Source organism: Arthrobacter sp. YN (genome assembly GCF_002224285.1).
GTDB lineage: Bacteria > Actinomycetota > Actinomycetes > Actinomycetales > Micrococcaceae > Arthrobacter.
Window position 1 is genome coordinate 1,984,214 of record NZ_CP022436.1, and the last position, 25,926, is coordinate 2,010,139.

The following is a 25,926-nucleotide window of genomic DNA, read 5'->3' on the forward strand; positions in this document are numbered from 1 at the left end:
GAAAAAACGAGTACTCGCTACTCGTGTCTCCGCTGTTGCTGCGGGGGCAGCATGGTGGTTATGACAACGTATGTAATTGAACCAGCGGCCCTGCTCCATCGCTGCCAGTGCTGCGGCGAAGAAACCGACCGGGTGTTCTGCACTGACTGCGCGGCACCGGACGTCCCAGGGCAGGCGCCCAGAACCCAGCACTGATCGCGTCGCCTCCGTGAGCGCCGCGGCTGGGTCTTGTTGGGACACCAAGCTGCGCAGACGCTAAGTATCCTTATAGACTTCTTGTGTCACTGTTCTCGAGGCAGAGGGAAAGTCCATGGAATACAACGGAAGTTCGACAGAGAAGACCGTCCTTGCCGGGGAGTTGGACCGGCGCCATGTGGGTCAGTCCGTGAGCTTTCAGCCCAATGACTTCACTGTGGTTTTTGGAACCATCGCAGGCATTGCGCGAACCGAAGCGCTGGTCTACCTGTCGCTGGATGGAGTCGGCGGCGGTACCCACCTGAAGGATGAATACGACCTCCCGATAGATCACAAGGTCTACCTTCAGCTTGATCCGCTCGGCAGCGCTGAAAAGGGTCTCTCGGAAGCGGCTGGTTTCGTCAAGGAGAAGTTGGACGAGATCACCAGGAACATCCGCGAACGCGATCAGGATAAGACTGAGTAGATAGTATTACTCGACCAAAAGGCGATCCCCGGTCCATGTGGACCGGGGATCGCCTTTGTTGGTGCTTTTAGTGGAGCTTAGACGCCGTAGTAGAGCTCGAACTCGTAAGGGTTCGGGCGCAGCGACAGCGGGCGGATCTCATTCTCGTACTTGTAGTCGATCCAAGTATCGATGAGGTCCTGGGTGAAGACGCCGCCGGCCTGCAGGAACTCGTTGTCCTCGCGGAGGGCCTCAAGAGCTTCTTCCAGGGAACCCGGAGCCTTGGGGATGTCCTTGGCTTCCTCGGCCGGGAGCTCGTAGAGGTCCTTGTCGATGGGAGCCGGGGGTTCAATGCGGTTGCGGATACCGTCGATGCCGGCCATCAGCTGGGCAGCAAACGCCAGGTACGGGTTGGACGAGGGGTCCGGAGCGCGGAACTCGATGCGCTTGGCCTTTGGGTTGGTGCCCGTGATCGGGATACGGATACCGGCGGAGCGGTTGCCCTGCGAGTAGACCATATTCACGGGGGCTTCGAAGCCCTTGACCAGGCGGCGGTAGGAGTTGACCGTCGGGTTGGTGAAAGCCAGTACTGCGGAAGAGTGCTTCAGCAGGCCGCCGATGTACCAGCGAGCCATGTCGGAGAGGCCTGCGTAGCCCTTCTCGTCATAGAACAGCGGGTCGCCGTTGCTCCACAGCGACTGGTGGCAGTGCATGCCCGAGCCGTTGTCACCGAAGACAGGCTTCGGCATGAAGGTGACGGACTTGCCCCAGGCATCGGCAGTGTTCTTGATGATGTACTTGAACTTCTGGAGGTCATCAGCAGCCGCGGTCAGCGTGGTGAACTTGTAGTTGATCTCAGCCTGGCCGGCGGATCCAACTTCGTGGTGGGAGCGCTCAACTTCAAGGCCGGCCTTGTCCAGTTCGATGCACATGGCGTCGCGAAGGTCGGCCTGCTTGTCGGTGGGGGAGACCGGGAAGTAACCGCCCTTGACGGGGGTCTTGTAACCGAGGTTGCCACCCTCTTCCTTACGGCCGGTGTTCCAGTGAGCTTCTTCAGAGTCGATCTTGTAGAAGCTGCCCTGCGGGGAGGACTCGTACTGGATGTTGTCGAAAACGAAGAACTCGGCTTCGGGAGCGAAGAATGCGGTGTCGGCGATGCCTGTGGAGGCCAGGTAGGCTTCAGCCTTCTCGGCTACGCCACGGGGGTCGCGGTGGTAGGGGTCACCGGTGCGGGGGTTCACGATGGAGAAGTTCAGCGCAAGCGTCTTCTCGATGCGGAACGTGTCGATAAAGGCCGAGGTCACATCCGGGATGAGCTGCATGTCGGACTCAGCGATGCCCTGGAAGCCGCGGATGGAAGAACCATCGAAGAGCTGGCCATTGACGAAGAAGTCAAGGTCAACGCTCTTGGCCGGCACATTGAAGTGCTGCTGGACACCAGGAAGGTCGGTGAAGCGGATATCGACGAATTTGACGTCTTCGTCTTTGATGAACTTGAGGACTTCGTCCGCAGTCTTGAACATCTATGCTCCTTATGCATATCAAGTAACAGGCCCGGAAGGCCGCGTGGTGCAGCCCATGCCAAAGCTATGGGGACACAAAACATCCCTTGCAGTGGTGGCTGGCAACTCATACCACCATAGGGAGATGGGATTTCCCGGGGGTGTCAGTATTGTTTCCGGCAGGTTACAGAATCATCTGTTGTGTAAACGGTAGTCGGCTTCCCGGTGTCCGGTCCACGTCGGTCCGGTGGGCGAACACTGCGGCCGCACAAACACCCTGGCCGCCCCATGCGGAGCTGTGCTGGGTCGGACACCAAGCATGCCAGCCGCTAGGCTTGAGGTGTGGTTGATCGAAAAGACATTGGCTCCTGGTTGAGCGGTCCGGACACGTCCGGAATCTCCAAATATCCCGGCGAAAGACTCGGGCTGCCTGAGTCGGGTCCCGGCTCCACCGCGCGCGCCGGTCGCCGCATCCTGGGCATCGTTGTGGATTGGACCATCGCACTGGTCATCAGCAACTTTGCCTTCGGCGGCAACCAGTGGGCAACGCTGGCCATTTTCGCTGTTGAGCAGATTCTCTTGATTGGCACTTTGGGCTACAGCATCGGACACAGGGTGGTTGGTATCCATGTGGTTCGCCTGGGTGGTGGGCCGGCCGGTCCGGTGGCCGCAGTGGTACGGACGGTCCTCTTGTGCCTGGTTATTCCGGCCGTTGTCTTTGATCCCGACCAGCGGGGCCTGCACGACAAAGCCATGAACACGATCCTCATACGGATGTAGGCATCCCTTCCCGCCAACGAATACAAAAAAACCGCTGCTCCCCGAATCGGGGAGCAGCGGTTTTTTGTTGTACAAAGAGCGTCAGCGTCCGCGTGCCGCCTTGCGGTCCGGGCGCGCTTTGTAGGGATCGATGCCTTTGGGGATCGGCAAGCGGTTCCCCAAGGAGTTGATGCGTTTGCTGACAGCGTTTACTTCAATCTTGGTGAGCTCCTTGTTGAGCTTGCCCATGGTCTTTGCCAGCTTGTTCAGGGGGACTTGGCCTTCTCCGCGTCCGGATTCCAGAACGTGGATGGTGACGTTCGGGAGAATGCGGGCAAGCCGCTTGCGCTCTGCATCCACAAGGGGCTTAACACGGTGTGTGGGGCCTTCGCTGACCAGGACAACCCCGGGTCGGCCAATGGCCATGAAGACTGCGTCCTGCGTGCGTGGGTTGACCGCTACAGGCTGGTCCTGCGTCACCCAACCACGGCGGAGGGTTCCCAAGGCGGCGCCAGAGGCGCCCGGCTGGTTCTCGATCTGGGCGAAGGCGGCCTTTTCGGCCCTTCGGGACAGGATGAACACCGCTGCCAGGAGACCAAGCGGAATACCAATGATCAGGCCGGTGACCCAGTTCTCCAGAAGGAAGCCGATCAGGAATGCGACAGCCACCACGGCAAGGAACGCCAGCACCATGATCCACACGACCTGGGGATCATTCCGCCGGGTCATTTTGAAGACTTCAGCGATTTGCTTCAGCTGGCCAGGCTTCTTTGCCTTGGCTTCCTTGGGCTTGCGCTTGAACAGCCCACGCTTGGGTGCGTCGGCCGAGGGGGTCGAGTTGCTGGAATCAGGGGAGTTCGCCATAGTGCCTTAATTCTACGTGATGTACGCCCAGACACCGGACGCCCTGTGGACCACAGGCGGGCCGCAGGCGATTCGTTTTTGATTTCTCCGTCATGAACCAGCCCGCTGTGTCACTTGGTTTAAGTGACTCCGAAGCTCCGGAGTGACTCGATACTGCGCATTCCCCACGTTCGACCCCCCATAGGAACCACATGCCCGATTTGCCGCCACTGCTCACCATCGTTCTTGAGGAAACCGGACAACTTGACCGCGAGTCAGCCATGTACCGGCGATTGATTGCTGCACGCCTGCGGCTTGAATCGCATTTCGCTGTCCTCCATATTGCTGAGTCCTTGACGACTGCCGTCATTGCCAGGCTCTGCCGGCAGATCGACAGTAAGTACGTCATCTTCATGCGGACTTCACATCTCTTGTCTGCGAACTACGTGGCCACCCTCTTCGAATACCTCAAGTCGCGCACCGTCTATCTTGCCGAGCCCTTCATGTACACAGGCCCCATCCCGAAGAACATAGCCGGAACCAAGCTCGACGACGCCTACCACTACGCCCGCGACACCGACGTCTTTGGCAGTGCCTTCAACACGAGGAGATTGTCCGACGCACTGGAGGCGCTCGGAGACGTGGATCGCACCGCCATCTACACCAGCTACCGGATGTATTGGTCCATAGCGAAGGTGCGGCCGCTCACCACAGGTTTCTCCATGGCATCGGATACCAAGGCCGCGATCGGCCTCAGGATTGCTGCAGAAGCCAACCGTCTGATGCCGGTGATGCCCGTTCACTCCAAAGAAATCAGGCTGCAGGTCCTGCGCTACGTTGCACTGTTCCTCCGGGGGATCCGGGGGCAAAAGGCAACGTCCATTACCTTGAACCATCTTCGTGACTTGATCAGCGGCTTCGAGCTGATGGAGTTGCTGGCAATGGTGGAGCCGCTGCAGCCTTTCGAAGCTGCCTGGATCCGCTGGCTGGATGACCCGGCAGACGGCAAACAGTTCTACAAGCAACTCAGCAACAAAGACGCCTACCTGGTTTTCCGGCGCAAATCGGATGCCGGCGCGGACGAGGTCCCACTGTATGAGTTGCTGTTCAACGAAGAAATCCTGACGATCGGAAAGTGCTATCTGGCACGCAACCTCAGGTCCGGCCATGCCAGGCCCGGCAGCTACAACTTCTATAACCGGCCGATCAGTTCTTCCTCGACGATCCTCTTCTTCGACCGGCCCCATCAAGCGGACGACAATGCCGAGCATTTGTACGAGTACTTCACGGCAAAGCATCCCGAATTTACCCATGCTTACTTCGCGATCAACCCCAAGTCGCCCGACTGGGCGCGCCTTGAGGCCAAGGGCTTCAACTTGATCTCTATTTTCACCAAGGAGTTCTACGAGAAGTTCCTCATATCAGACCTTGTCGTGTCCTCGCAGATCTACAGCATCAGATACCGGGGAAAGTCATTCGCCAACTCCCGATTCGTCTACCTCCAGCATGGAATCCAACTCAACGACATGTCCGATTGGGTGCTCTCCAAGTACTTTGACGTCTTTGTTGCCACGGGCAGGATCGAAGCGGACTACATGAGCAAATTGGCTCCTGTTGAGACCCTGAACAGCGGATTGCCGCGATACGAGTCCTTGGCCCGTGACCTCCACGGACAACAACATCTTCTCTTCATGCCCACATGGCGCTTCAACCTGCACCAGTCCTCGACAGAGCACTTCGTGCAGTCGAGCTACTTCCATGCCATTGACACGTTGCTCTCAGACCCAAAGCTTTTGAGGTTCCTTGAGGACACAGACCGGATCATGCATGTGAAGCTTCACCCCAACGTAGAAAAGCGAGCCGGCCAGTTCAGGTTTACCGACCGCATCGTGAAGTCTGATTTGAGCTACCGGGATGCGATACGCGCCGCTGAACTCGTGGTGACCGACTACAGTTCCGCGGCCCTTGATGCGGCCTTCGTGGGCACGCCAATTGCGTATTACCACTGGGACGCAGCCGACTTTTTCAAGGATCAGCCCTACGAGAGCCGCCTGGACTACAGCGACGACGGCCTGGGCCCTGTGTTCGGTGAACACTCTGAGCTGGTGAGCCACATCGTCCGGGAGGATTTCGCCGTGAGGGATCCCAAGTACATCAGGCGTCGTGAGCGTTTCTTCGAGGGAGTGGATCCAGCACGCATCAACGAAAAGATCGTCGAAAGGATGTTGAGTCTCTGATGGCGTTGATTCATGGTTTCAAGAGGAGCATCACCAAAGCGGGCCGGGCGGCTGCCTACTCGCCGGCCGGGCTGGAGGTCGCCAGGGCAGTCCTGGCATCCCGTGCTGATTCACCCGTGCGGCGCATCATCAAGGCCAAGGGCCTGGAGGGGAGGATCCGCCGTGTTGCCTCCGAAAGCCTCCCGCAAGGGCTCTACTTCGCGAAGCTGACCTTGGGTAATTGGGAAGCCTGGAAGGGGCAGCAGTTCCGGCTGCTCCAGGACGGGAACGTGGTCTATGGAAACGTGGTGGAACCACCGGCCCGGGGCTTTCCTCTTGAGTACCGCAACATCATGGTCACCTCGGACGATGTCTCCCGCTTCGCCGTCGATATCGAGGCGCCATATGAGTTAAAGATCGGGCGGGGAGCGTTCACTACGCGACAGCAGCTTGCGTACGATGAGCAGTATGGTGTGGAGCAACACGGGGACGTGTTCTACTCCTTGCGCGGGAACACAACAAACCCGAAAAAGATGCTCATCACCTTCCCCGGTTTTGGCCCCTCGACAACGCGGATTTCCTACGCAGTAAGTTACCTCAAGGACCTTACGGAGACGGACCTGCAGGACACCCTGATGGTGTGTTTCCAAGACCGTTACTTGGTGGCCGGTTCCTACATGATGGTGGACAACGCAGGCAGGCCTCTGGAGAGCCGGGTGCGGGGAGCCATTGAAGGGCTGCGGAGCCGGTTCCACATCGACCGCAAAGAGATGCTCTTCTTTGGCGCCTCCAAGGGTGGTTCCATAGCCATCCACTACGCCAAGGACTATCCTGACGCCGCCTTGCTGCTTGCAGTGCCGCAAATGAACCTGCCGTACTACTTCAACAAGCCGTTTTTCAAGGACAACCTCTTGCAGAACCGTGCCCTGCGCGACGTCGGGCAACCAGAGGACCGCCTCCGCCGGTATTTCGCGGAAGGACGCAAAATTGATTACTTCTATACGAACTCCGACGAACTGAGCAACCATTCACTGATCGAGTTGGCCTCCGACATACCCAATCTCTCGAAGTACCGCATCAATGGCGGACACTCCGAGGTCGCCAGGGCCGCGCTGCCTGCCATGTTGTGCATCATCCGGAGATTTCTCAGCCACCGGGTGGAGGAACAATCCGCGTGCGAAGAGATGCGTACCTTCCGCCACGACCAGACCCTTCAGGTGCAGGTCCGGATCGATGCTGAAGCCTCCATGGTCACCGGGGCCAACTGGTTCATCGCCGGGAGCTCGGGGAGAACACGGTTCCTGCAGCTGATGACGGAGCACTCCTATCACTTCGTCAAATACACCGCAGGTGAGCAGAGCCTTTTCCCCGCTTATGACCCCATCGACCAGCTCTCCCAGGTGATCGCCATGAAGGCCGATGGAACCACGTGGACCGGCGCCCTGCCTGAGGCTGTGAAACCGGGGACGAAGATACCAAAGAAGAGCTTGAGCTCCCAGGCGTTGACGCTCGACACAGAAACCACGCAGGACTATGCAGTGCTCGACGGCGATACCTTCGCGCGTTTCCGCTATCGCTGCCGCACACTGGCCCCCGACGGTGACACGATGGAAATCCATTTCGTTTCGGACCCAGAAGCAGTCATTGCAGGCGTCGAGGACAGTGGTCCTCGGACAGCGTGCAGGGCCGCAGTCCAAGCCGTCGATGGCTGGGCCTTGGCGGACATCGCAGCTCTAAGGTTTGTCATCGCAGCCGGAGTCCAGCGCTTGCTGATTGTCGTCCATGGAGACACGGACGCCGAAGCAGCCGAGGTACTGTCCGCGGTCGACTGGGAGGACACCAGCGTTGTGTTTGCGGACTCACGGGAGGTGTTGGCCGGTGTCGGACAACACTGACTCAACCAGAGGTGGCCACGCCCCGAAGAACCAGATCATTCGCTCTTACGCGGACGTCGCCGCGATTCAAGACAACGTAGTACACCTCAAAGAAACGCCGGGTTCTGAATTCAGCTCATCCAGTGTGGAATTCGCGGGAACCGGAAACGTCCTGTTCATCGAGGACGGAACCAGGCTCCGCAACACAAGGCTCCGCTTCCTGGGGAACGACGCCGTGATCCATCTCCGGAAGTCCCACGGGTTCCTCAGGCTGATTGTGACGGTATTCGAAGAGTCCGTCTTCTATTTGGGGCCTGGTGCAACTTTCACGGCAGAAGCGCGTGTCCTTCCCACTGAACGCAAGCACGTGATTGTGGGCAGCGATGCAATGTTCTCGTCGCGGGTCGCCTTCAGGACGGCCGACCCACACTTGATCTACTCAGTCGGGCACCACCAGCGGGTCAATCCGAGCGAGTCCATTTGGGTGGGGGACCATGTGTGGCTGGGGGAAGACACGCTTCTTCTCAAGGGAGCCAGGGTCGGTTCCGGCAGCATTCTTGCTGCCCGTGCCTTGATTACCAAGAACGTCCCGTCCAACGCTACTGCCGCAGGCGTGCCCGCAAGGATCGTGAGCAAAGGGATCTTCTGGACGCGACCATCCGTGCATGGGTACACGGTGGCCCAAACGGAAAAGAGCCTTGTTCATACGGGGGATGAGTTCATCTTCGTCCCCGACGAGCAGGTCATTGACGTCTCCACCTTGGAACGCGGATTGGACGCTGCTACCTCCGGCATCGGGAGGGCCGCCTGGTGTTTCCAGTTGGATCAGCTGGGCGCCAGGAACCGGTTCTACGTGGGGTGAAACAACTCAGCCGCGCCGCCTGGTGTTGGCGACGCGGCTGAGGACGGGTTTGCTTAGCCGTGGGCGGCGAGGATGGTGGAGGCTTCTTGGCGGGTGGTGCCGGAGTCCTGGATGCCCTCGGCAATGTGGGCGAGGTGGGCGGGGATGTCCCGGCCCTTCTTCCGCATCGCGGTGGCCCACAAACGCCCTGCCCGGTAGGAGGAGCGCACCAACGGACCCGACATCACACCAAGGAAACCGATCTCTTCGGCCTCGTGCTGGAGATCCACGAACTCCTGCGGCTTGACCCACCGGTCCACCGGCAAGTGCCGCTCGGACGGGCGCAGGTACTGGGTGATCGTGATCAAATCACACCCGGCCGCGTGCAGGTCCCGCAGCGCCTCGGAGATTTCCTCCCGGGTCTCGCCCATGCCCAGGATCAGGTTGGACTTGGTCACCATGCCCAAATCCCGGCCCTGCGTGATCACATCAAGGGACCGCTCGTACCGGAACGCCGGACGGATCCGCTTGAAAATCCTCGGCACGGTCTCGACATTGTGCGCGAACACCTCGGGCTTGGAATCACAGATCGCCGCGATGTGCTCCGGCTTGCCGGAGAAATCGGGGATCAACAACTCCACCCCGGTGCCCGGGTTCAGCTCATGGATCTTCCGGACCGTTTCGGCGTACAACCACACACCCTCATCGGCCAGGTCATCACGGGCCACCCCGGTCACCGTCGCGTACCGCAGCTGCATGGCCTGCACCGAGCGGGCCACCTTGGTGGGCTCGAACATGTCCACCGGCGACGGTTTGCCGGTATCGATCTGGCAGAAATCACAGCGCCGGGTACACTCGGACCCGCCGATCAGGAACGTCGCTTCCTTGTCTTCCCAGCACTCAAAAATGTTCGGGCAGCCAGCCTCTTCACACACAGTGTGCAGGCCTTCCTTCTTCACCAGGTTCTTGAGCTGGACGAACTCCGGCCCCATCTGGACCTTGGCCTTGATCCACTCGGGCTTACGTTCAACCGGGACCGCCGAGTTACGCTGCTCAACGCGCAGCAACTTACGGCCTTCAGGTGCCAGGGTCACTGGAGTGCTCCTTCGTGGGTGGAAATGAGTGCTTCTTCATGCTTGCGGAATTCTTCCACGAAGCGGTCAACGATGTCGGCCGGGTTGATGGTCCGGCCGGCTTCCAGCGACATGGTGGTGACACTGGCGTCGGTAATTCCACAGGCAATGATCTGTGCGTAAGGCGCCAGGTCATTGCTGCAGTTGATGGCGACACCATGCATGGTGACGCCGTCCAGGACTCGGATACCGATAGCGGCAATTTTGCGGTCCGGACCTTTGTCATCGGCAAGCATCCAGACGCCGGCCCGGCCTTTCACGGTTACGGCGTTGATGCCGTAGTCCGACATCACAGCGATCATGATGGCCTCGAGCCGTTCCACATAGTCGCGGATACCGGCGCGGTTCTTGAGTTTGAGGATGGGATAGGCGATCAGCTGTCCGGGACCATGCCAGGTCAACTTCCCACCGCGGTCCACGGGAACAACGGGTGTCCCGTCAAAGGGTCGCTCGTGATCTTCCGTGAGTTTGCCGGCCGTATAGACGGCAGCGTGCTCCAGGAGCAAAACGGTGCTGTTCTTCTCGCCCGCAACAACTTTGTTGTGGATCTCGCGCTGCAGGTCCCAGCCCTGCATGTAGTCAACGAAATCCGGGGCAAGACCCAGTTGTGAAAACTCAAGAGTCATGGGTTCAAGCTTAGACCCAGCGGGAGACTGGCCATGGTTTTGTGGCGAACCTCTCAGTCGCATCGCGTGCTGTTGGTACCAGGGAGCGACCTGGGTGCAACCTGTGGATAACTTCTGCGGAAAATCCGGTATTCCGGTAGATCTTGTCTATGGAAACTCTGGATCCGCCCGCCGCCGTCACGCCGTCCGTCCCGGGCTATGAGACATCCCGCATCTTGGGCCAAGGCAGTACTTCTACTGTTTGGCTTGTCACCAGGAGCAGCGACGGGGCGCGGTTTGCCATTAAATGCGCAAGCCCCAGCGCCCAGGAGGCGCAAGCCATGGTTCTTGAGGAAGCATCGCGAGAGGTCAAGGTCCTGTCCGGCCTGAAACACCAGCATCTGGTTCAGATTCACGACGTAGTTCCGCTTGAAGGCGATTCCGCGGGGACAGTGGGCATCGTCATGGATTACGCGGCGGGTGGCTCTCTGGCCAACCTGATGGCAGGGCGGGGAAGGCTGCAGGTAGGCGAAGCTGTCACCATTCTGACCCCTATTGCCCAGGCATTGGACTACCTCCATGCCAATGGCACCGTGCATGGTGACGTGGCGCCCGGGAATATCCTGTTCACTGCCGAGGGGAAGCCACTGCTCGCGGACCTGGGCATTGCGTCCGTGGTTGGCGGTGGCCGGCCAAACCTTGAGGCTGGAACACCTGGCTTCACGTCTCCTGGCGGTGCAGTGGCCGGCAGCGGGGCTGAGGCATTGCAGGAAGTCCAGCCGGCGCGTGATGTCTATTCCCTTGCCGCCGTCGGGTGGTACTGCCTGACGGGGGCGGCCCCGGAGACCACTCAGCACCGGCCGCCGTTGTCCGTGGTGGTTCCGGATGTTCCGAGGTCCTTGGTGGCCGCATTGGAGGCTGCGCTGGATGTCGATCCGCTGGTGCGGCCAACGGCCAGGGAACTGGCCATGGCGATCTTCAGGAGCGCGGCGCCGGAACCGGTGGACTTGTCCGGCGCCGTACATTCCTCCGTCATTCCTGAGCTGCTGACCCGCCGGCAGGCCTTGGGGCGTCCCACACGCCGCATGCCCCGATGGATTGGATCATGGCGGAGGTTCCTTCCGTTTGGACCGCAGCCTGGACTTCGCCCGGAGGGCCGACGGCCCCAACGTCGTGGCCGCTGGGTCAGGGGCAGGGTCAGTTCGGCCATACTGACCACCGGGTTGCTGCTCGGCATCGTGGCATGGACGCTGTGGCCGCAGAACCCGCAAGAACAGAGCATGGAGCTATCTGCACAGCCGCAGCAAGCCGTGGCGGAAACCGGCAAACCTGCCCCCGGGCCAGGAACCACGGTGCCTGCCGATCTGCCGGAGGAACTGGCCGAAGGGCTCCACAGCGATGACCCGGCAGTGGCCGTTGCCACGCTGTCATCCGTGCGCGACATGGCACTGGGGCAGGGAAGGCTTGAGTTATTGGCCTTGGTCAATGCCTCTGGATCACCCGCGGAAGCCTCTGACCGGCTGTTGGCGGACCACCTGCGGAAAACCGGAACGATGTACGCCGGCTTCTCGACGACGTTATCCGCGGTTGGCGTTTCCGGATCCGGGGAGGCCGGCGACGCAGTGGTCGCGGTGACTGTTGCGACATCCGGCTACGAAGAACACGATGCCTCAGGAGCCAAAGCCCGGCCGCAGCCTGCCCGCCCGCCGCAGGAGCTTCGCGTACACGTCATTCGCGCTGACGGGCGATGGTGGATTTCGGAAATCCTTGCCCCAATCGCTGGCCCGGAAAGACCGGAAGGCCCAGCGACCATCGGCTGACCAGCCAACCGCCCGGTCAGCGCGCTTTGTCTTTCGTCAACCAGGCCATGGCGTCTGATAGGGATGGGTGCTCCCACGTGAAACCAGCGTCCGACAGCCGGGCAGGTTCCATCCTCTGGTTGGCCAGAACCAGCTCATCGGCAAGCCGCCCCAGCACCAAGCGCAAAGCGGGACGGGGGACACGTAAGAAGGCTGGCCGGTGGAAGGCTTTGGCCAGGGCGGCGACGATCGTGTTGACGTCTGCGCTTTCCGGGGCGCAAACATTCACCGCGCCATCACTGTCGGTTGTCAGCAAATGCGTCAACGCAGCCACTTCATCGGCCAAGGTGATCCAAGGCCAGTACTGCCGTCCGTTTCCAAACGGCCCGCCCAGACCGATCTTCAGCAAGGGGAGGAGGGGTCCGAGCGCGCCCCCTGAGGTGCTGAGTACTACGCCGGTCCGCGGAGTCACTACGCGCACACCAGGTGGTGCGGTCCGGGCTGTTCGTTCCCATTCAACGCATAAGCTTCCCAGCACGCCATGGCCAGGCCCCGAATCCTCCCGTAGAAGGCCCTCGCGTGAGGCACCGTAGTAACCGGAGGCGGATTGGCTGATGAAGGTGGCCGGTGGTGTGCCGAGTCTTCCCATGGCGTCGGTCAGTGTCCGGGTGGCTTCGAGCCGGGAATCCCTGAGTTCCTGGATGCGCTTTTTGGTCCATGGGCGGTCCCCGATTCCGGCTCCGGAGAGGTTGATGACGGCCTCTGCCGTGTCCAGGACGGCTTCGTCGAGGTGCCCCGCGGCCGGGTTCCATGTCCTTTCACCGGGGTCCTTGGCAGGCCTCCGCACCAACCGGATGACCTCATGGCCGTGGCCTGCCAGGTGCTCCGATAAAGCCGTTCCGATCATTCCTGACGCTCCGGACATCACGATTCTCATGATCCATCTCACCATGGGAAACGTGTGTGGCGGAAACGCCTGTCGGTGCGGCTGAGGGTGGGCGCCTCTTGACTATGATCGAACAATGACCTCCTCCAGCTACCTCCGTTTCCCGCATGTGTATGGCGATCTGGTCACTTTCGTGGCCGAAGACGACATCTGGGTCGCCCCCCTTTCCGGCGGGCGTGCCTGGCGGGTTTCGTCCCAGCAACTGCCGGCAAGGAACCCCCGCTTCACTCCGGACGGAAAACGACTCGTGTGGACGGTGATTGTGGGCACGTCTCCGGAGGTTGTCGCGGCAAACGTCGACGGCGGCGGCTACCGGCAGTTGACGTACTTCGGCCACAGCACCACTAAAGTCAAAGGCTTCACACCGTCAGGAAATGTGGTGGTGACCAGCGCCTTCCAGCAGGCGGAAAGCCGCCACACGCATGCTTACAGTGTCCCCCTTGACGGAGGTTCCGCCGTCGAACTTCCTTTTGGGCCCGTTGAGGCAGTTGCCTTCGGTCCCGAAATCGGTGACGAGAAGCCCGTGGTGTTGGCCAGTGTTCTGTCCAGGGAGCCTGCCTGGTGGAAGCGGTACCGGGGCGGCACGGCGGGCAAACTGTGGATCGACGCCGATGGTAATGGTGAGTTCGAGCGCCTGGTTCCGGAGATCGACGGGAATCTCACCGACCCCCTGTGGGTCAAGGGACGTATTGCCTTCCTTTCGGACCATGAGGGGTACGGCAACCTCTACTCCGTCCTTCCGGACGGTTCGGGGCTGCGCCGCCACACCGATCACGAAGACTTCTACGTCCGGCATGCGAGCACGGACGGTGGCCGGGTGATCTTCGAATCGGCCGGCGAGCTGTGGATGCTTCCTTCACTCGACGCCGACGCTGAGGCAAGCAAAGTGGATATCACCCTTGGTTCGGCCTCGCCGGCCCGTCGTCCCGCGCCCCTCAAAGTCGCTGCGCACCTCGGCGACGTCGTTCCCAACGTCTCGGGTACGGCCAGTGCCGTGGAGTCGCACGGCACGCTCCACTGGCTCCGGCACAAGGACGGGCCCTCGCGTGTAGTGGAGGCGACGCCCGGGGTACGTGCCCGCCTGCCGCGTCCACTGACGGGCGGCCGGATTGCCTACGTCGCTGACCATGAGGCCGTTGAAGCCTTGTACATCAAGCGCATCGCCACGCGGTTGTCGGCAGTCGTAGACGTACCCGACGCAGTCGTTCCGACGCCGATTCCGGTCCATGAAGCCGATCCATTGCCCAAACCGGTGTCCGCTTCCAATGTGTTGGGGAAGGCAAGTTCTGCGGCGCAAGCTACAGCCTCTGTCACGGCGCCGGCTGACAGGGCAACCGACGCTGCAACCGGCACGGTGGCCGAGCCGTCCGCTGACACTGTGAGTGCCACGGATGCGCCCCCAGTCGCTGAAACGGTGGAGGACGCGGTTGAGGTCCGGATTGATTTCCCGTCGCCCACGCGCACGAGTGCACTGGAGGCGAGCCCGGATGGACGATGGCTCGCAGTGGGAACCTCCTTCGGGACGTCTATGTTGCTGATACCGCTCAGGGAACGTTGACCCTTGTTGTCAGTGTGGGTGAGGGCAGCATCGAACAACTGGCGTGGTCCGGGGACTCGCAGTGGCTGGCGTGGTCAGAGCCGGTCACATCCTTCGGTTCGCGGAGTAAGCTCCGCATCACCCGCCCGGGTGACGCCGAAGCCGGCATCATTGACGTCACTGACGGCCGTTTCTGCGACGAATCACCTCGGTTCACCCCTGATGGGAAGTTCCTCGCTTTCCTGTCGAACCGCAGCTTCGACCCCGTTTATGACGGCCACTCCTTCGACCTGTCCTTCCCGAGCCCCATCAAACCGTATCTGGTGGCCTTGGCCGCGGACACGCCTTCACCTTTTGGCCCGTCCGTTGACGCGCTTGAGGATGTTGCGACTGCCCCGGAAAAGTCCGACGACGGCGGCGCACCTGCCGTGCGCGTCGACCCGGAGGGCCTGGCCCATCGCGTCATCGCTGTGCCCGTACCGCAGGGGAATTACTCACAGCTGGGTGTCGCCGACGGTGCCTTGCTGTGGCTCGACACTGAACTCTCCGGTGTGACGGGCGAAGGCAAGGGCACCCTCGCAGACAAGAAGACCGCGCCGGCATTGGTTCGTTATGACCTCGCCAAGCGGAAGAAAACCACCTTGGTTGCGGCAGTAGACAGTTACAGGTTGTCGGGCGATCTCAAGAGGGTTGTGTACATCCTGGACCAGCAGGTGACCTCGGTGCCTTCCGACACCAAGGTGGACGAGGAATCCGGAGACCTGGTGAAGGTGGAACTGAACAGGATCCGGGTCATCCTCGACCCCGTCGCTGCCTGGGGACAGGCCTTTGAGGAAGCCTGGCGGCTTCAGCGGGACTTCTTCTGGACCGCGGACATGGCCGGCCAGGATTGGGACTCCGTCTACAAACGCTACCGCCCGATGGTGGACCGGCTGGGCTCGCATGACGACCTCGTGGACCTGTTGTGGGAGATCCACGGTGAGCTGGGAACATCGCACGCCTACGTCAAGCCTGCCGCTGTCAGCGAGCCTGGGCGTAACGGCCAGGGTCGCTTGGGTGCTGAGCTTCACTTCGGCAGCAAAGGCTGGGAAATCACACGGATCCTTGCGGGGGAGTCCTCGGACCCGCTGGCGACGTCGCCCTTGACGCGACCGGGTGCAGACGCCAAGGCCGGTGACGTCCTCCTGGCGATTGACGGCGTCGAACTTTCAGCGGCGTTGACGCCCGCAATGCAGCTGGTGGGAGCAGCCGGCCGGACAGTGGAACTGACCCTGCTGAACGGCGAAGGACACGGTGGGGCCGCCGGCGCCCAGCGTCGTGTGGCTGTTGTCCCTGTCCGTGATGAAGAAAGGCTCCGGTACCAGGATTGGGTCCGGGCCAACCGCCGCACTGTGCGCGAGGCCTCGGACGGCAAGTTCGGCTACCTGCACGTACCGGACATGATGGCCAACGGCTGGGCGCAGCTCCACCGCGATCTGGATACTGAAACCGCCCTGGACGGCCTGATTGTGGACGTACGGCGCAATCGTGGCGGGCACACCTCCCAGCTGGTCGCCGAACTCATCGGTCGGAAGGTCACTGGCTGGAGCATGCCGCGTGGGGAGAAGCCGCGGACATACCCGGATCATGCCCCCGCGGTCCTGTGATCATCCTCGCCGACGAATTTGCGGGATCCGATGGCGACATCATCACCCAGGTCTCCAAGCTGAGGGGCATTGGCCCCGTGATCGGTACGCGGACGTGGGGAGGCGTGGTGGGCATCGACAACCGCTTCGCCCTGGCAGATGGCACCGGGGTGACCCAACCCCGATACGCCACGTGGTTCAGCGGCGGGATCGGCTGGGATGTTGAAAACCGCGGCGTGGAGCCGGACATCGAAGTACTGTTCCCGCCCCACGCCTATGCCGCCGGTACTGATCCGCAGTTGGAATACGGCATTGGTGCCCTCAAGGAAATGATCCAGGAACTGCCCACGGACCGGCCTCCCCTCCGCGAGGGCTACCGTAAGGTCCGTCCGGAACCGTTGCCCTCACGTCCGCAAAAGGGCTAAGGGCAGAAGCACAATGAGAAGAGCCCCGCCGTTTCCGTGAAGGAAGCGGCGGGGCTCTTCTTATGGTTCAGGGGTGCTGTTCAGCACAAGGTGGAACTAGACCGAAAGCGTGGCATCCAGGGTGATCTCGATGCTGGCCAGTGCACCAGAAACGGGGCAACCTGTCTTCGCGTCTTCGGAGATCCGGCGGAAGTCCTCTTCGGACAGGCCAGGCACCTTTGCGGTCATGGTCAGGTGGCTCCCGGTGATGCCGGTTCCGGGAACGAAGGTGACATCTGCCTTGGTGTTGACCTCCTCAGCGGTGAATCCTTCACCGGCGAGGGCGTGGCTGAAAGCCATGGAGAAGCATGCGGAGTGGGCAGCGGCGATCAGTTCTTCGGGGCTGGTCTTGCCGCCGGACTGCTCGGTACGTGCCTTCCAGGTGACATCGAACGTGCCCAGCCCTGAGCTGTCCAGCGTCGTGTTGCCGGCGCCTTCGATCAGGTTGCCGTTCCAAACCGTGTGTGCGGTGCGTGTTGCTGCCATGTCCACTCCTTGAAGTCGTTGTGAGTCGGCAACCAGCCTGAGGCAGGTGCCACCGGTTTCCATCCTAGGGATTTGCCCGTGGGACCGCACGGCCATTCCGCTGTCAGTGGATTGTGACCCCTGGACTGGCGGACCTCCACGACGCCGACGCTGATGTTTTGCGGCGCAAGGCTGAGTTGCTGGGAGCTTCCTTCATGGAAGACCACAGCATTGGAGACTTCCATTGGCATGTCATGCAAGACCCCGAAGGCAACGAATTCTGCATCGCCCAGGATGAGGTTCGGGTTCCACGGGCGGACTTTTGTCCCCTGTGCCCCAAAAAAAGCAACCGTCCCACTCCGCAGTGTTGCATAGTGGGACGGTTGCCTGGCGTCAGGAAGGTGCCGGATCAGTTCCAGAGCGTGGCGATCGCAATGTTCACCAAGGCAAGGCCGCCAACACCATGAGCCAATCCGGTGGAGACAGGCTCGCCCTTCTTGACCTTGCGGGAGCCAATGACGGCAAGGACTGCCACTGCCACGCCAATGGCGAACTTAACCCCGAGCTTGAAGTAGTTGGGATCGGCATCAGGCAGCAAGGGGAACAAACCCATCATGGCGATGCCGGTCAGGAGCTGCAGGAAGGCGCCGTCGCGCTGGCGCGGGTGGATGGTTGGCTCCTTGACGGTGGCGATCCAGTAGCCCACAATCATGGCCGCGCCGACGATGTGCAAGAACACCAGAATGCTGAAGAGAATACTCATGGACCCAGCTTATCGAGTCAGTTCTACGTCCCGTAGCAAAGCCACGCGGATGTGGATACAGCAAAGGGGCAGGTCACCGGATTTCCCGGTGGCCTGCCCCTTTTAGGTCACTGGCGGACTTTGTGGCGCTAAGCCCTAGAGGCCAAGGTCAGCTTCGAAAGCCCCTTCCTCAAGGCGGGCCTTGAGGGTCTGCAGGAAGCGGCCGGCGTCTGCGCCGTCCACCAAACGGTGGTCGTACGTCAGGGAGAGGTACATCATGGAGCGGATGGCAATCGAGTCGTCGCCATTTTCGTCGGCAACCACCACGGCACGCTTGACGATCGCGCCGGTCCCGAGGATACCCACCTGCGGCTGGTTGATGATCGGGGTGTCGAACAGTGCGCCGACAGATCCGATGTTGGTGATGCTGAACGTACCGCCGGACAACTCGTCCGGACCGATCTTGCCGTCGCGGGTGCGGCCCGCGACATCGGCGATCTTGCCGGCGAGGCCCGCAAGGTTCAGGTTGCCGGCGTCGGAGATGACCGGAACCAGAAGGCCCTTGTCAGTGTCGACGGCGATCGCCAGATGCTCGGCGTTGTGGTAGGTGATTTCCTGCTTGGATTCGTCGTAGGCAGCGTTCAGCTTGGGGTGCTGCTTCAGGGCTTCAGCGACAGCTTTGGCGATGAACGGCAGGAAGGTGAGCTTGACGCCATTCTGGGCCAGGAACTGGTTCTTGGCCTTGAGCCGGAGCTTGGCGATCTTGGTCATGTCGACCTCATGCACCTGCGTCAGCTGGGTGGAGACCTCAAGGGACTCGCGCATGCGGCGGGCGATGACCTGGCGGATACGCGGTGCCTTCTCCGTGGTGCCGCGCAGCGACGATGCTACTACCGGAGCAGCAGCCTTGGCAGCGGGAGCTGCGGCTGCGGGCGCTGATGCTGCGGGGGCAGCGGCGGCCTGCTTGGCTTCGGCAGCGGCCAGGACATCCTGCTTGCGGATACGGCCACCGACGCCGGTACCGGAGACGGAAGCGATATCAACACCGTGCTGGTTGGCAAGCTTGCGGACCAGGGGAGTGACGTAACCGGATTCCGAAGAACCTTCAGCCGCGGGAGCAGCGGAAGCCGCAGCGGGTGCAGCAGGTGTCGGCGTAGCAGCGGCAGGTGCGGGTGCTGCAGCCGGTGCGGGTGCAGCAGCGGGAGCGGCGGCCGGTGCGGGTGCTGCGGCAGGTGCCGCCGGTGCGGGAGCGGCGGCCGGTGCGGCTGCGCCGGAACCGATGACGGCAAGGACGGAGCCAACCTCAGCGGTCTCGTCCTCGTTGACGCGGATCTCCTGCAGGGTGCCTGCAACCGGCGACGGAATTTCGGTGTCGACCTTGTCGGTGGAAACCTCCAGGAGGGGCTCGTCCACCTCCACAGTGTCGCCTATGGCCTTGAGCCAGCGGGTGACGGTACCTTCGGTAACGCTCTCGCCCAACGCGGGGAGGGTGACTTCGTGACCTTCGCCGCCGGAAGCGGCGGGGGCCTCGGAAGCGGGTGCTTCCTCTGCTGCAGGTGCAGCCGGAGCTTCCTGGGCCGGTGCTGCCTGCTCTGCAGGAGCAGCAGGTGCTTCCTCGGCCGGTGCAGCCTCGGCCGCAGGAGCAGCCGAGCCGGAACCGTCGCCGATGCGGACCAAGGGGGCGCCAACTTCTGCCGTCTCGTCTTCAGCGACGAGGATTTCTTCGATGACGCCTGAGATCGGAGAAGGGATTTCGGTGTCTACTTTGTCGGTTGAAACCTCGAGCAACGGCTCGTCGATCTCCACCCGGTCACCAACCTGCTTGAGCCAGCGGGTGACGGTTCCTTCGGTGACACTCTCACCGAGGGCGGGCAAGTTAACGGATTCAGACATGTCGTCCCCGTTCTCCTTATTGATCTTTGTGCGGATGAATTCTGCTGGTCCGGTTCAGGTGCATGCGGCATATTCCGCCGCATGCACCTGAACCGTGGGTCTTGGTAAGACTTAGCCGTGGAGAGCTTTGCCCGCGAGGGCAAGGTGGGCTTCGCCCAGGCTTTCGTTCTGGGTGGGGTGGGCGTGGACCAGCTGGGCCACGTCCTCCGGGTAGGCTTCCCAGTTCACGATCAGCTGGGCCTCACCGATCTGCTCGCCCATGCGGGAGCCAATCATGTGGATACCCACCACGGGGCCGTCCTTCTGACGTACGAGCTTGACGATGCCACCGGTGCCGAGGATTGAGCTCTTGCCGTTGCCGGCAAGGTTGTATTCCTGGGTCTGCACCTGGTCGTCGCCGAACTTCTCCTTGGCGGCCTTTTCGGTGTAGCCGACCGTGGCGATTTCGGGCTCGCAGTAGGTGACCTTGGGGATGTTGATGTCCTCGACGATTGCCGGGTTCAGGCCGGCGATTTCCTCGGCGACGAAGATGCCCTGCTGGTAGCCGCGGTGTGCGAGCTGGACGCCAGGGACGATGTCGCCAACGGCGTAGATGTTGCCGACGCCGGTGTGGAGACGTTCGTTGGTGATGACGAATCCACGGTCAATGGTGAGGCCGGCTTTTTCGTAGCCCAGGTTGGCGGTGACAGGGCCACGGCCAACGGCAACGAGCAGGAGGTCGGCTTCGAAGGTCTGGCCGTCAACCAACGTGACCTTGACGCCGTCGTCGTTCTGTTCGACGCCCTGGAAGAAGATGCCGGTGGTGAACTTGATGCCGCGCTTCTTGAAGGCACGCTCAAGGTTCTTGACGATCGAGGCGTCTTCGTTGGGAACCAAGGAGGGGAGGCCCTCGATGATGGTGACGTCCACGCCGAACGACTTCCATACGGAAGCGAATTCGACGCCGATGACGCCGCCGCCGAGGACGATTGCGCTCTTGGGGATGTAGTCCATGGTCAACGCCTGGTCGGAGGTGATGACCTTGCCGCCGATTTCCAGGCCAGGCAGGGATCGTGAGTAGGAACCGGTCGCCAGGACAATGTTCTTGCCCGTGTAGGGGGTGCCGTTGACTACTACCGTGTTGTTGCCCTCGAGCTTGCCTTCACCCTCAATGACGGTGATGCCCTTGGACTTGATGAGCCCTTGGAGGCCCTTGTACTTACCGGCGATGATGCCGTCCTTGTAGGCGTTCACGGCCGGCATGTCGATGCTGTCCAGCGTGACGTTCACACCATACTTGGCGGAATCGCGTGCATGGTCAGCCAGTTCGGCCGAGTGCAGGAGTGCCTTGGTGGGGATACAACCATTGTGCAGGCAGGTTCCGCCGAGCTTTGCCTTTTCCACAAGGCCAACGGTGAACCCAAGCTGTACGGCCCGCAGGGCAGTGGCGTAGCCGCCGCTGCCGCCACCGAGTACCAGGATGTCGAATTCTTGCGCAGTTGCCTGATCGGCCACTAAAACGCTCCCTCGCGTGAATGATGACACGGGACTGCGTGCCATCTGGTCTTTGGAACTTGTTCTGCCGTGATTATGCCAGCACCTAAGTTCTCTTGCATTTGTGACTATCGAGTTCACCTTAGCGAACCACCTACCCATGCTCCACCCTCTGTGGGCGTTTTGTGGAGCGCTTGTGTCGAGACTCACGTTCACTTGTGACACAGCGCTACACGCCGCATAATTCCGGGGCTGCGCGGCCCTTGCAGGGTGTCCGGCAAGGGCCGCCGCAGCCCGGGTGGGCGGGGGCGTGCCGCCTAGGCGGAAACTGCGAGGAGATCCTCGGCGTAGGCAACCAGGGTGCGTACGGTGCATCCGGTTCCCTGCTTGGGGGTGTAGCCATACGGGCTGCCGTTATTGAACGACGGACCCGCAATGTCGACGTGTGCCCAAGGGATCTGCTGGCCGTCGCCGTTCTTGCCGACGAATTCCCGCAGGAAAACGGCTGCGGTCATCATGCCGCCGTTACGCTCACCAATGTTGGCAAGGTCCGCCACCTGGGAATCCAGGCTTGGGCGCAGTTCTTCCGGCAGCGGCATCGGCCAGACCAGCTCGCCTGCCCGGTCTGCCGCTGACTTCAAGGCAGCGGTGACGGAATCGGAACCCATGACGCCAGCCGTCCGCAGTCCAAGGGCGATGAGCTGGGCGCCGGTCAGCGTAGCGACGTCAATGATGGCGTCCGGCTTTTCCAGGCTGGCAGCGACGAGGCCGTCGGCCATGACCAGGCGCCCTTCGGCATCGGTGTTGAGGACCTCGACGGTCTTCCCGCCGTAGATGGTAAAGACGTCGGCAGGCCGTGCCGCAGCACCCGAGGGCATGTTCTCCGCAATGCAGAGCCACGCGGTCGCCTTGATGTTCAGGCCAAGCGAAGCGATGGCCAGGACGGTATTAAGGACGACGGCGGCGCCCGCCATATCGCTCTTCATGTCGCCCATGCCGAGGGCCGGCTTGATGGAGATACCGCCGGTGTCGAATGTGATGCCCTTGCCCACGAGGGCAATCTTCTTGGTGGCTTTGGCCGGCGTGTATTCGACCTTCACCAGGCGTGGCTGGCGGGTTGAACCCTTGCCGACGCCAAGGATGCCGCCGAAGCCTTCCTTTTCCAGGCGCTTTTCATCCCAGACAGTGACCTTGACGGGCAGGCCCTTGGCGAGTTCCTTGGCGGACTCGGCAAAGGACTCCGGGTAGAGGTGGCTGGGAGGCTGGTTGACCAGGGTCCGGGTGGCGTTGACGGCGCGGGCCACAACAGCAGCACGGTCCAGTGCCGGTTGTGCGTCCTTGGGATCGACATCGGAGAAAATCAGGGCCTTGGCTACAGGGGCTTTCAGTCCGTCCTTGCTGGAACGGTGCTCCGTGTAGGAATAGGCGCCAAGGGCGGCACCTTCGGCGATGGCCGCGACATCGGCGACGCCGGTAGTGGGGAATGCCAAGGTTACTGACGTGACGCCGGCCAGTTGCCGGACGGCAGAGCCCGCGGCCCGACGCAGGGATTCTTCGGGGAGGCTGCCGGATTCCGACAATTTGCCCACGCCGGCGAGGACCAAAATTCCCGAGCCCGTCTCCGGCAAGCCCGGGAGCCGGTGTGCCTGATCGGCAGCGCCGGTGATCCCCAGCAGTTTGAGTGAGCCCGCAACGGACTCAGCTGCCTTTGCGCTCAACGGATTAGGGAGCAGCGCTGGCCCATCCGCGCCCTGCGCAACTCCAATCACAAGTGCGTCGCTGGGGGACTTTTTCAGGTCCTTGGCGATGATGCCCAGGATGATGTCAGTAGTCTTGACCACGAGGATGTTGCCTCACTTCTCTCTGCATTGCATGGCTGGGCCGCATGTTTGGCGGCCTGCCCCGGTACGCGCCCGACGTCCTCTTCCGACGGCGGCCTTGGTCTTCAGGGGCCAGTGTCGCAAGAGGATACCGGCCCGTTTCGATCGTAGTCTCTTGAGAGCTGCGGACAGCAATTAAATGAGAGCTGCGGCACATCCGGTGCAGGAATGCCCGCTGGAGGTGCAGCGTTGTAAGGATTAATGGAATCCCACCGCTACTCCCAAAGGCCCCGTTGGCGCCATGTGGCCGGCGCCTCCGGGACCTTCCCCTACTTTGTCATTGCGAAAGGAACACGCCGTGTTTGAACGGATATCCGGCTCCCTCCTGGACCCTGAATCGCTGTACGCGCGCAACATCGAGACCTTCCACAGCCCCGAGCTCCGCGGGCTGAACATGGTCATGGGATTCACCGGCTTTGCCGACGCCGGCCAGGTGGTCCGGCAGATCAACGCGGAACTGCTGGACGAGCTCGACGCCGAGGTAGTGGCCATGTTCGACGCCGACCAACTGATCGACTACCGTTCGCGCCGCCCCCACATCAGTTTCGTGGAGGATCACGTGCAGGACTACCAGGCCCCCAAGCTTGGTCTGTATAAGTTGACCGACGGCCTCGGTCAACCGTTCCTGTTGCTGGCCGGCTTCGAACCGGACCTCCAGTGGGAGCGTTTCTCGCGGGCCGTCGTCGGGATTGTTGAAGAGCTGGACGTTAACCTGGTCACCTGGATCCACTCCATTCCCATGCCTGTCCCGCACACGCGGCCCGTGGGAGTCACCGTTCATGGCAACCGGCCGGATCTCATCGAAGGTATTTCCAGCTGGAAGCCCACTGTGGACGTTCCCGCTGCAATCGGCCACATCCTTGAACTCCGGCTGACGGAAGCGGAACGCAACGTGGCGGGCTATGTGATCCATGTTCCGCATTACTTGTCAGAAGCCGAATATCCTCCGGCGGCCGTAGCTGGCTTGGAGTACCTGGGAGCGGCAACATCGCTGATGTTGCCCACCGACCGGCTCCGTGAATCGGGCCGGGAAGTTGGTCGCCAGATCGCCGAACAGATTGAAGCCTCGGAAGAGGTCCAAGCGGTAGTCACCAATCTTGAGACCCGGTACGACGAGAAATCAGAGGGCGTAGTCCGTCGCTCGCTGCTGGCGGACGAGAACGATGAGCTGCCCAATGCCGAGGACATCGGAGCCGCCGTCGAGGCTTATTTGGCCCGTAAGGACTCGCCACAATAAATCATCTTTCAGGAGGTGACAGGCATAATTGAGGGGTGAATGCACCCCGCGCCTGGCTTATCTGGACGATCGGCGTGTTCGCCTACCTGGTGGCGGTGGCGCAACGAACGTCCTTCGGCGTTGCTGGATTGGAAGCTACTGAGCGCTTCCATGCCAGTGCAGCTGCCATCTCCTTCTTCACCGTGCTTCAACTCCTTGTCTATGCAGGGCTGCAGATTCCGGTAGGGGTCCTGGTGGACAGGTTCGGTTCACGGGCCATGATCGCCGGGGGAGCAGCCCTGATGGGGCTGGGCCAAGTGCAGCTCGCGTTCGCGGACAGTGTGCCCGGGGGCGTCCTGGGCCGGGTCCTGGTGGGTGCCGGTGACGCCATGACCTTCATTTCGGTGATCCGTCTGGTGCCGTTGTGGTTCGCTCCCGCCAAGGTTCCCTTGGTCACCCAGCTCACCGGGATGTCCGGACAATTGGGGCAGCTCATCAGCGTGGTTCCGTTTGCCCTTCTCCTTCACACCTCAGGGTGGACCCCCGCGTTCCTCACCCTGGCCGCCATGTCAGTGCTGGCCGTGGTGCTGGTTCTCGCGATGCTGCGGGATGCTCCTCCCGGGCATCCGCCCAAGGAGTCCGGGCAAGGCCTGAGGGCCACGGGAGTCTCCCTGTCACGTGCTTGGAAACAGCCAGGGACCCGGCTGGGGTTGTGGAGCCACTTCACCGTCCAGTTCAGCGGAAACCTGTTTGCCATGACGTGGGGCTACCCGTTCCTGCTCTCGGCCCAGGGCCTTGATGCGGGGACAGTCTCCGCTTTGATGGCGCTGTTTGTGGCAACGGCCATCATTGCCGGTCCGGGCTTTGGCCGCTTCGTCTCCAAGCACCCCATGCGACGTTCAGCCATGGTCCTGATGATCACTTTGGCCACTGCTATGGCGTGGGCTGCCGTTCTCCTCCTTCCAGACCGCGCTCCGCTGTGGATGCTGGTGGTGCTGGTAGTGGTACTGGCGGTTGGAGGTCCGGGGTCCATGATCGGTTTCGACTTTGCGCGGACCTTCAACCCTTCGCACCGGATCGGCACGGCAACCGGAATTGTGAACGTTGGTGGCTTCATTGCGGCACTTGTGGCGATCTACCTCATCGGCCTGGTTCTGGACCTCCTGAATGCCAGCGGTTTCTCGGGCGGCGATTTGTACGGCCTGGCACCGTTCCGCATTGCACTCAGCGTGCAGTTCCTGCTCCTTGGCCTGGGAACGGTCCTTATCCTGGTGACCCGGCGTAAAGTCCGGCGGCAGATGGCCGCCCAGGGAATCCATGTACAGCCGTTGGTCGCGGCTCTGGCCAAGCAGCGCCGGGAGCGTATGGAAAGAAGGCGCGCTTCGCGTGCCACCGTGGCAAAGGATCAATAGGGCGGCTGCCGCCCTTCACACGGCCTAATTTTTACCGGTTTTTCCACATAGGCAAGGTGTG

General features: G+C 61.6%; 19 protein-coding genes and 1 pseudogene. 10 read left to right on the forward strand and 10 right to left on the reverse strand.

Annotation, left to right across the window (positions count from 1 at the left end):
* Positions 1–310 precede the first annotated feature (310 nt).
* Positions 311–661: a hypothetical protein gene (locus CGK93_RS08955; RefSeq protein WP_089594518.1), complete on the forward strand. Its 351-nt coding sequence runs from the start codon at positions 311–313 to the stop codon at positions 659–661.
* Positions 662–738: 77 nt separating this feature from the next.
* On the opposite strand, the gene glnA is transcribed toward CGK93_RS08955, so the two are convergent.
* Entirely contained in the window at positions 739–2,163 is a 1,425-nt protein-coding gene (gene glnA / locus CGK93_RS08960; protein ID WP_089594519.1) for a type I glutamate--ammonia ligase, read from the reverse strand.
* 321 nt (positions 2,164–2,484) lie between these two features.
* Here glnA and CGK93_RS08965 point away from each other — a divergent pair, with 321 nt between their 5' ends.
* Positions 2,485–2,922 carry an RDD family protein gene (locus tag CGK93_RS08965; RefSeq protein ID WP_089594520.1) on the forward strand — a complete coding sequence of 146 codons (438 nt, stop codon included), beginning with the start codon at positions 2,485–2,487 and terminating at the stop codon, positions 2,920–2,922.
* Positions 2,923–3,003: 81 nt separating this feature from the next.
* Here the strand turns inward: CGK93_RS08965 and CGK93_RS08970 are convergent, their stop codons facing one another.
* Positions 3,004–3,765, reverse strand: a complete 762-nt coding sequence (locus tag CGK93_RS08970; protein WP_089594521.1) for a DUF4191 domain-containing protein — start codon at positions 3,763–3,765, stop codon at positions 3,004–3,006.
* 191 nt (positions 3,766–3,956) lie between these two features.
* On the opposite strand from CGK93_RS08970, the gene CGK93_RS08975 reads away from it, so the two are divergent.
* The 3 genes from CGK93_RS08975 to CGK93_RS08985 are packed head-to-tail and all read left to right on the forward strand — an operon-like array spanning position 3,957 to position 8,696.
* Positions 3,957–5,981 carry a CDP-glycerol glycerophosphotransferase family protein gene (locus CGK93_RS08975; protein WP_089594522.1) on the forward strand — a complete coding sequence of 675 codons (2,025 nt, stop codon included), beginning with the start codon at positions 3,957–3,959 and terminating at the stop codon, positions 5,979–5,981.
* A complete protein-coding gene (locus CGK93_RS08980) occupies positions 5,981–7,855 on the forward strand; it encodes a hypothetical protein (protein WP_089594523.1) in 1,875 nt (624 codons plus the stop codon). Before CGK93_RS08975 ends, CGK93_RS08980 begins: the two co-directional genes overlap by 1 nt.
* Positions 7,839–8,696, forward strand: a complete 858-nt coding sequence (locus CGK93_RS08985) for an acyltransferase (RefSeq protein ID WP_089594524.1) — start codon at positions 7,839–7,841, stop codon at positions 8,694–8,696. Before CGK93_RS08980 ends, CGK93_RS08985 begins: the two co-directional genes overlap by 17 nt.
* A 53-nt stretch (positions 8,697–8,749) precedes the next feature.
* Here the strand turns inward: CGK93_RS08985 and lipA are convergent, their stop codons facing one another.
* Together lipA and lipB are read right to left on the reverse strand one after the other, a co-directional pair.
* Positions 8,750–9,769: a lipoyl synthase gene (lipA, locus tag CGK93_RS08990; RefSeq protein ID WP_089594525.1), complete on the reverse strand. Its 1,020-nt coding sequence runs from the start codon at positions 9,767–9,769 to the stop codon at positions 8,750–8,752.
* On the reverse strand, positions 9,766–10,434 hold the full coding sequence (lipB, locus tag CGK93_RS08995) for a lipoyl(octanoyl) transferase LipB (protein ID WP_089594526.1): 669 nt from the start codon (positions 10,432–10,434) through the stop codon (positions 9,766–9,768). Before lipB ends, lipA begins: the two co-directional genes overlap by 4 nt.
* Before the next feature lie 149 nt (positions 10,435–10,583).
* On the opposite strand from lipB, the gene CGK93_RS09000 reads away from it, so the two are divergent.
* Positions 10,584–12,233: a serine/threonine-protein kinase gene (locus CGK93_RS09000; protein WP_089594527.1), complete on the forward strand. Its 1,650-nt coding sequence runs from the start codon at positions 10,584–10,586 to the stop codon at positions 12,231–12,233.
* 16 nt (positions 12,234–12,249) lie between these two features.
* Here the strand turns inward: CGK93_RS09000 and CGK93_RS09005 are convergent, their stop codons facing one another.
* Positions 12,250–13,149 (reverse strand): TIGR01777 family oxidoreductase, encoded by a 900-nt coding sequence (locus CGK93_RS09005; RefSeq protein WP_089594528.1) that lies wholly within the window; start codon positions 13,147–13,149, stop codon positions 12,250–12,252.
* 85 nt (positions 13,150–13,234) lie between these two features.
* Between CGK93_RS09005 and CGK93_RS24365 the strand changes: the two are divergent.
* Positions 13,235–16,745 (forward strand): annotated as a pseudogene (locus CGK93_RS24365) (S41 family peptidase).
* A gap of 96 nt (positions 16,746–16,841) precedes the next feature.
* Here CGK93_RS24365 and CGK93_RS09015 read toward each other — a convergent pair.
* Positions 16,842–17,270, reverse strand: a complete 429-nt coding sequence (locus CGK93_RS09015; protein ID WP_089594529.1) for an OsmC family protein — start codon at positions 17,268–17,270, stop codon at positions 16,842–16,844.
* 113 nt (positions 17,271–17,383) lie between these two features.
* Between CGK93_RS09015 and CGK93_RS23815 the strand changes: the two genes are divergently transcribed.
* On the forward strand, positions 17,384–17,716 hold the full coding sequence (locus CGK93_RS23815) for a VOC family protein (protein ID WP_232481589.1): 333 nt from the start codon (positions 17,384–17,386) through the stop codon (positions 17,714–17,716).
* Here the strand turns inward: CGK93_RS23815 and CGK93_RS09025 are convergent.
* From CGK93_RS09025 to CGK93_RS09040, 4 genes are all read right to left on the reverse strand, one after another.
* The gene (locus tag CGK93_RS09025; RefSeq protein WP_089594530.1) at positions 17,659–18,012 is read right to left on the reverse strand and encodes a hypothetical protein; all 354 of its coding nucleotides are present in this window, start codon (positions 18,010–18,012) and stop codon (positions 17,659–17,661) included. The genes CGK93_RS23815 and CGK93_RS09025 overlap by 58 nt on opposite strands.
* Before the next feature lie 135 nt (positions 18,013–18,147).
* Positions 18,148–19,884, reverse strand: a complete 1,737-nt coding sequence (gene sucB / locus CGK93_RS09030; RefSeq protein ID WP_089594531.1) for a 2-oxoglutarate dehydrogenase, E2 component, dihydrolipoamide succinyltransferase — start codon at positions 19,882–19,884, stop codon at positions 18,148–18,150.
* 111 nt (positions 19,885–19,995) lie between these two features.
* Positions 19,996–21,378, reverse strand: coding sequence for a dihydrolipoyl dehydrogenase (lpdA, locus tag CGK93_RS09035; protein ID WP_089594532.1), 1,383 nt, complete (start codon positions 21,376–21,378; stop codon positions 19,996–19,998).
* Between the two features lie 296 nt (positions 21,379–21,674).
* The gene (locus CGK93_RS09040; protein ID WP_089594533.1) at positions 21,675–23,198 is read right to left on the reverse strand and encodes a leucyl aminopeptidase; all 1,524 of its coding nucleotides are present in this window, start codon (positions 23,196–23,198) and stop codon (positions 21,675–21,677) included.
* A gap of 337 nt (positions 23,199–23,535) precedes the next feature.
* Here CGK93_RS09040 and CGK93_RS09045 point away from each other — a divergent pair, with 337 nt between their 5' ends.
* Together CGK93_RS09045 and CGK93_RS09050 are read left to right on the forward strand one after the other, a co-directional pair.
* A complete protein-coding gene (locus CGK93_RS09045) occupies positions 23,536–24,474 on the forward strand; it encodes a proteasome assembly chaperone family protein (protein WP_089594534.1) in 939 nt (312 codons plus the stop codon).
* Positions 24,475–24,509: 35 nt separating this feature from the next.
* Positions 24,510–25,865, forward strand: a complete 1,356-nt coding sequence (locus CGK93_RS09050; protein ID WP_089594535.1) for an MFS transporter — start codon at positions 24,510–24,512, stop codon at positions 25,863–25,865.
* Positions 25,866–25,926 lie beyond the last annotated feature (61 nt).

Coding starts and splice junctions, on each gene's coding strand:
- CGK93_RS08955 (WP_089594518.1), top strand. CDS start 311: ATGGAATACAACGGAAGTTCGACAGAGAAGACCGTCCTTGCCGGGGAG.
- glnA (WP_089594519.1), bottom strand. CDS start 2,163: ATGTTCAAGACTGCGGACGAAGTCCTCAAGTTCATCAAAGACGAAGAC.
- CGK93_RS08970 (WP_089594521.1), bottom strand. CDS start 3,765: ATGGCGAACTCCCCTGATTCCAGCAACTCGACCCCCTCGGCCGACGCA.
- CGK93_RS08975 (WP_089594522.1), top strand. CDS start 3,957: ATGCCCGATTTGCCGCCACTGCTCACCATCGTTCTTGAGGAAACCGGA.
- CGK93_RS08980 (WP_089594523.1), top strand. CDS start 5,981: ATGGCGTTGATTCATGGTTTCAAGAGGAGCATCACCAAAGCGGGCCGG.
- lipB (WP_089594526.1), bottom strand. CDS start 10,434: ATGACTCTTGAGTTTTCACAACTGGGTCTTGCCCCGGATTTCGTTGAC.
- CGK93_RS09000 (WP_089594527.1), top strand. CDS start 10,584: ATGGAAACTCTGGATCCGCCCGCCGCCGTCACGCCGTCCGTCCCGGGC.
- CGK93_RS09005 (WP_089594528.1), bottom strand. CDS start 13,149: ATGAGAATCGTGATGTCCGGAGCGTCAGGAATGATCGGAACGGCTTTA.
- CGK93_RS09015 (WP_089594529.1), bottom strand. CDS start 17,270: ATGGCAGCAACACGCACCGCACACACGGTTTGGAACGGCAACCTGATC.
- CGK93_RS09025 (WP_089594530.1), bottom strand. CDS start 18,012: ATGAGTATTCTCTTCAGCATTCTGGTGTTCTTGCACATCGTCGGCGCG.
- sucB (WP_089594531.1), bottom strand. CDS start 19,884: ATGTCTGAATCCGTTAACTTGCCCGCCCTCGGTGAGAGTGTCACCGAA.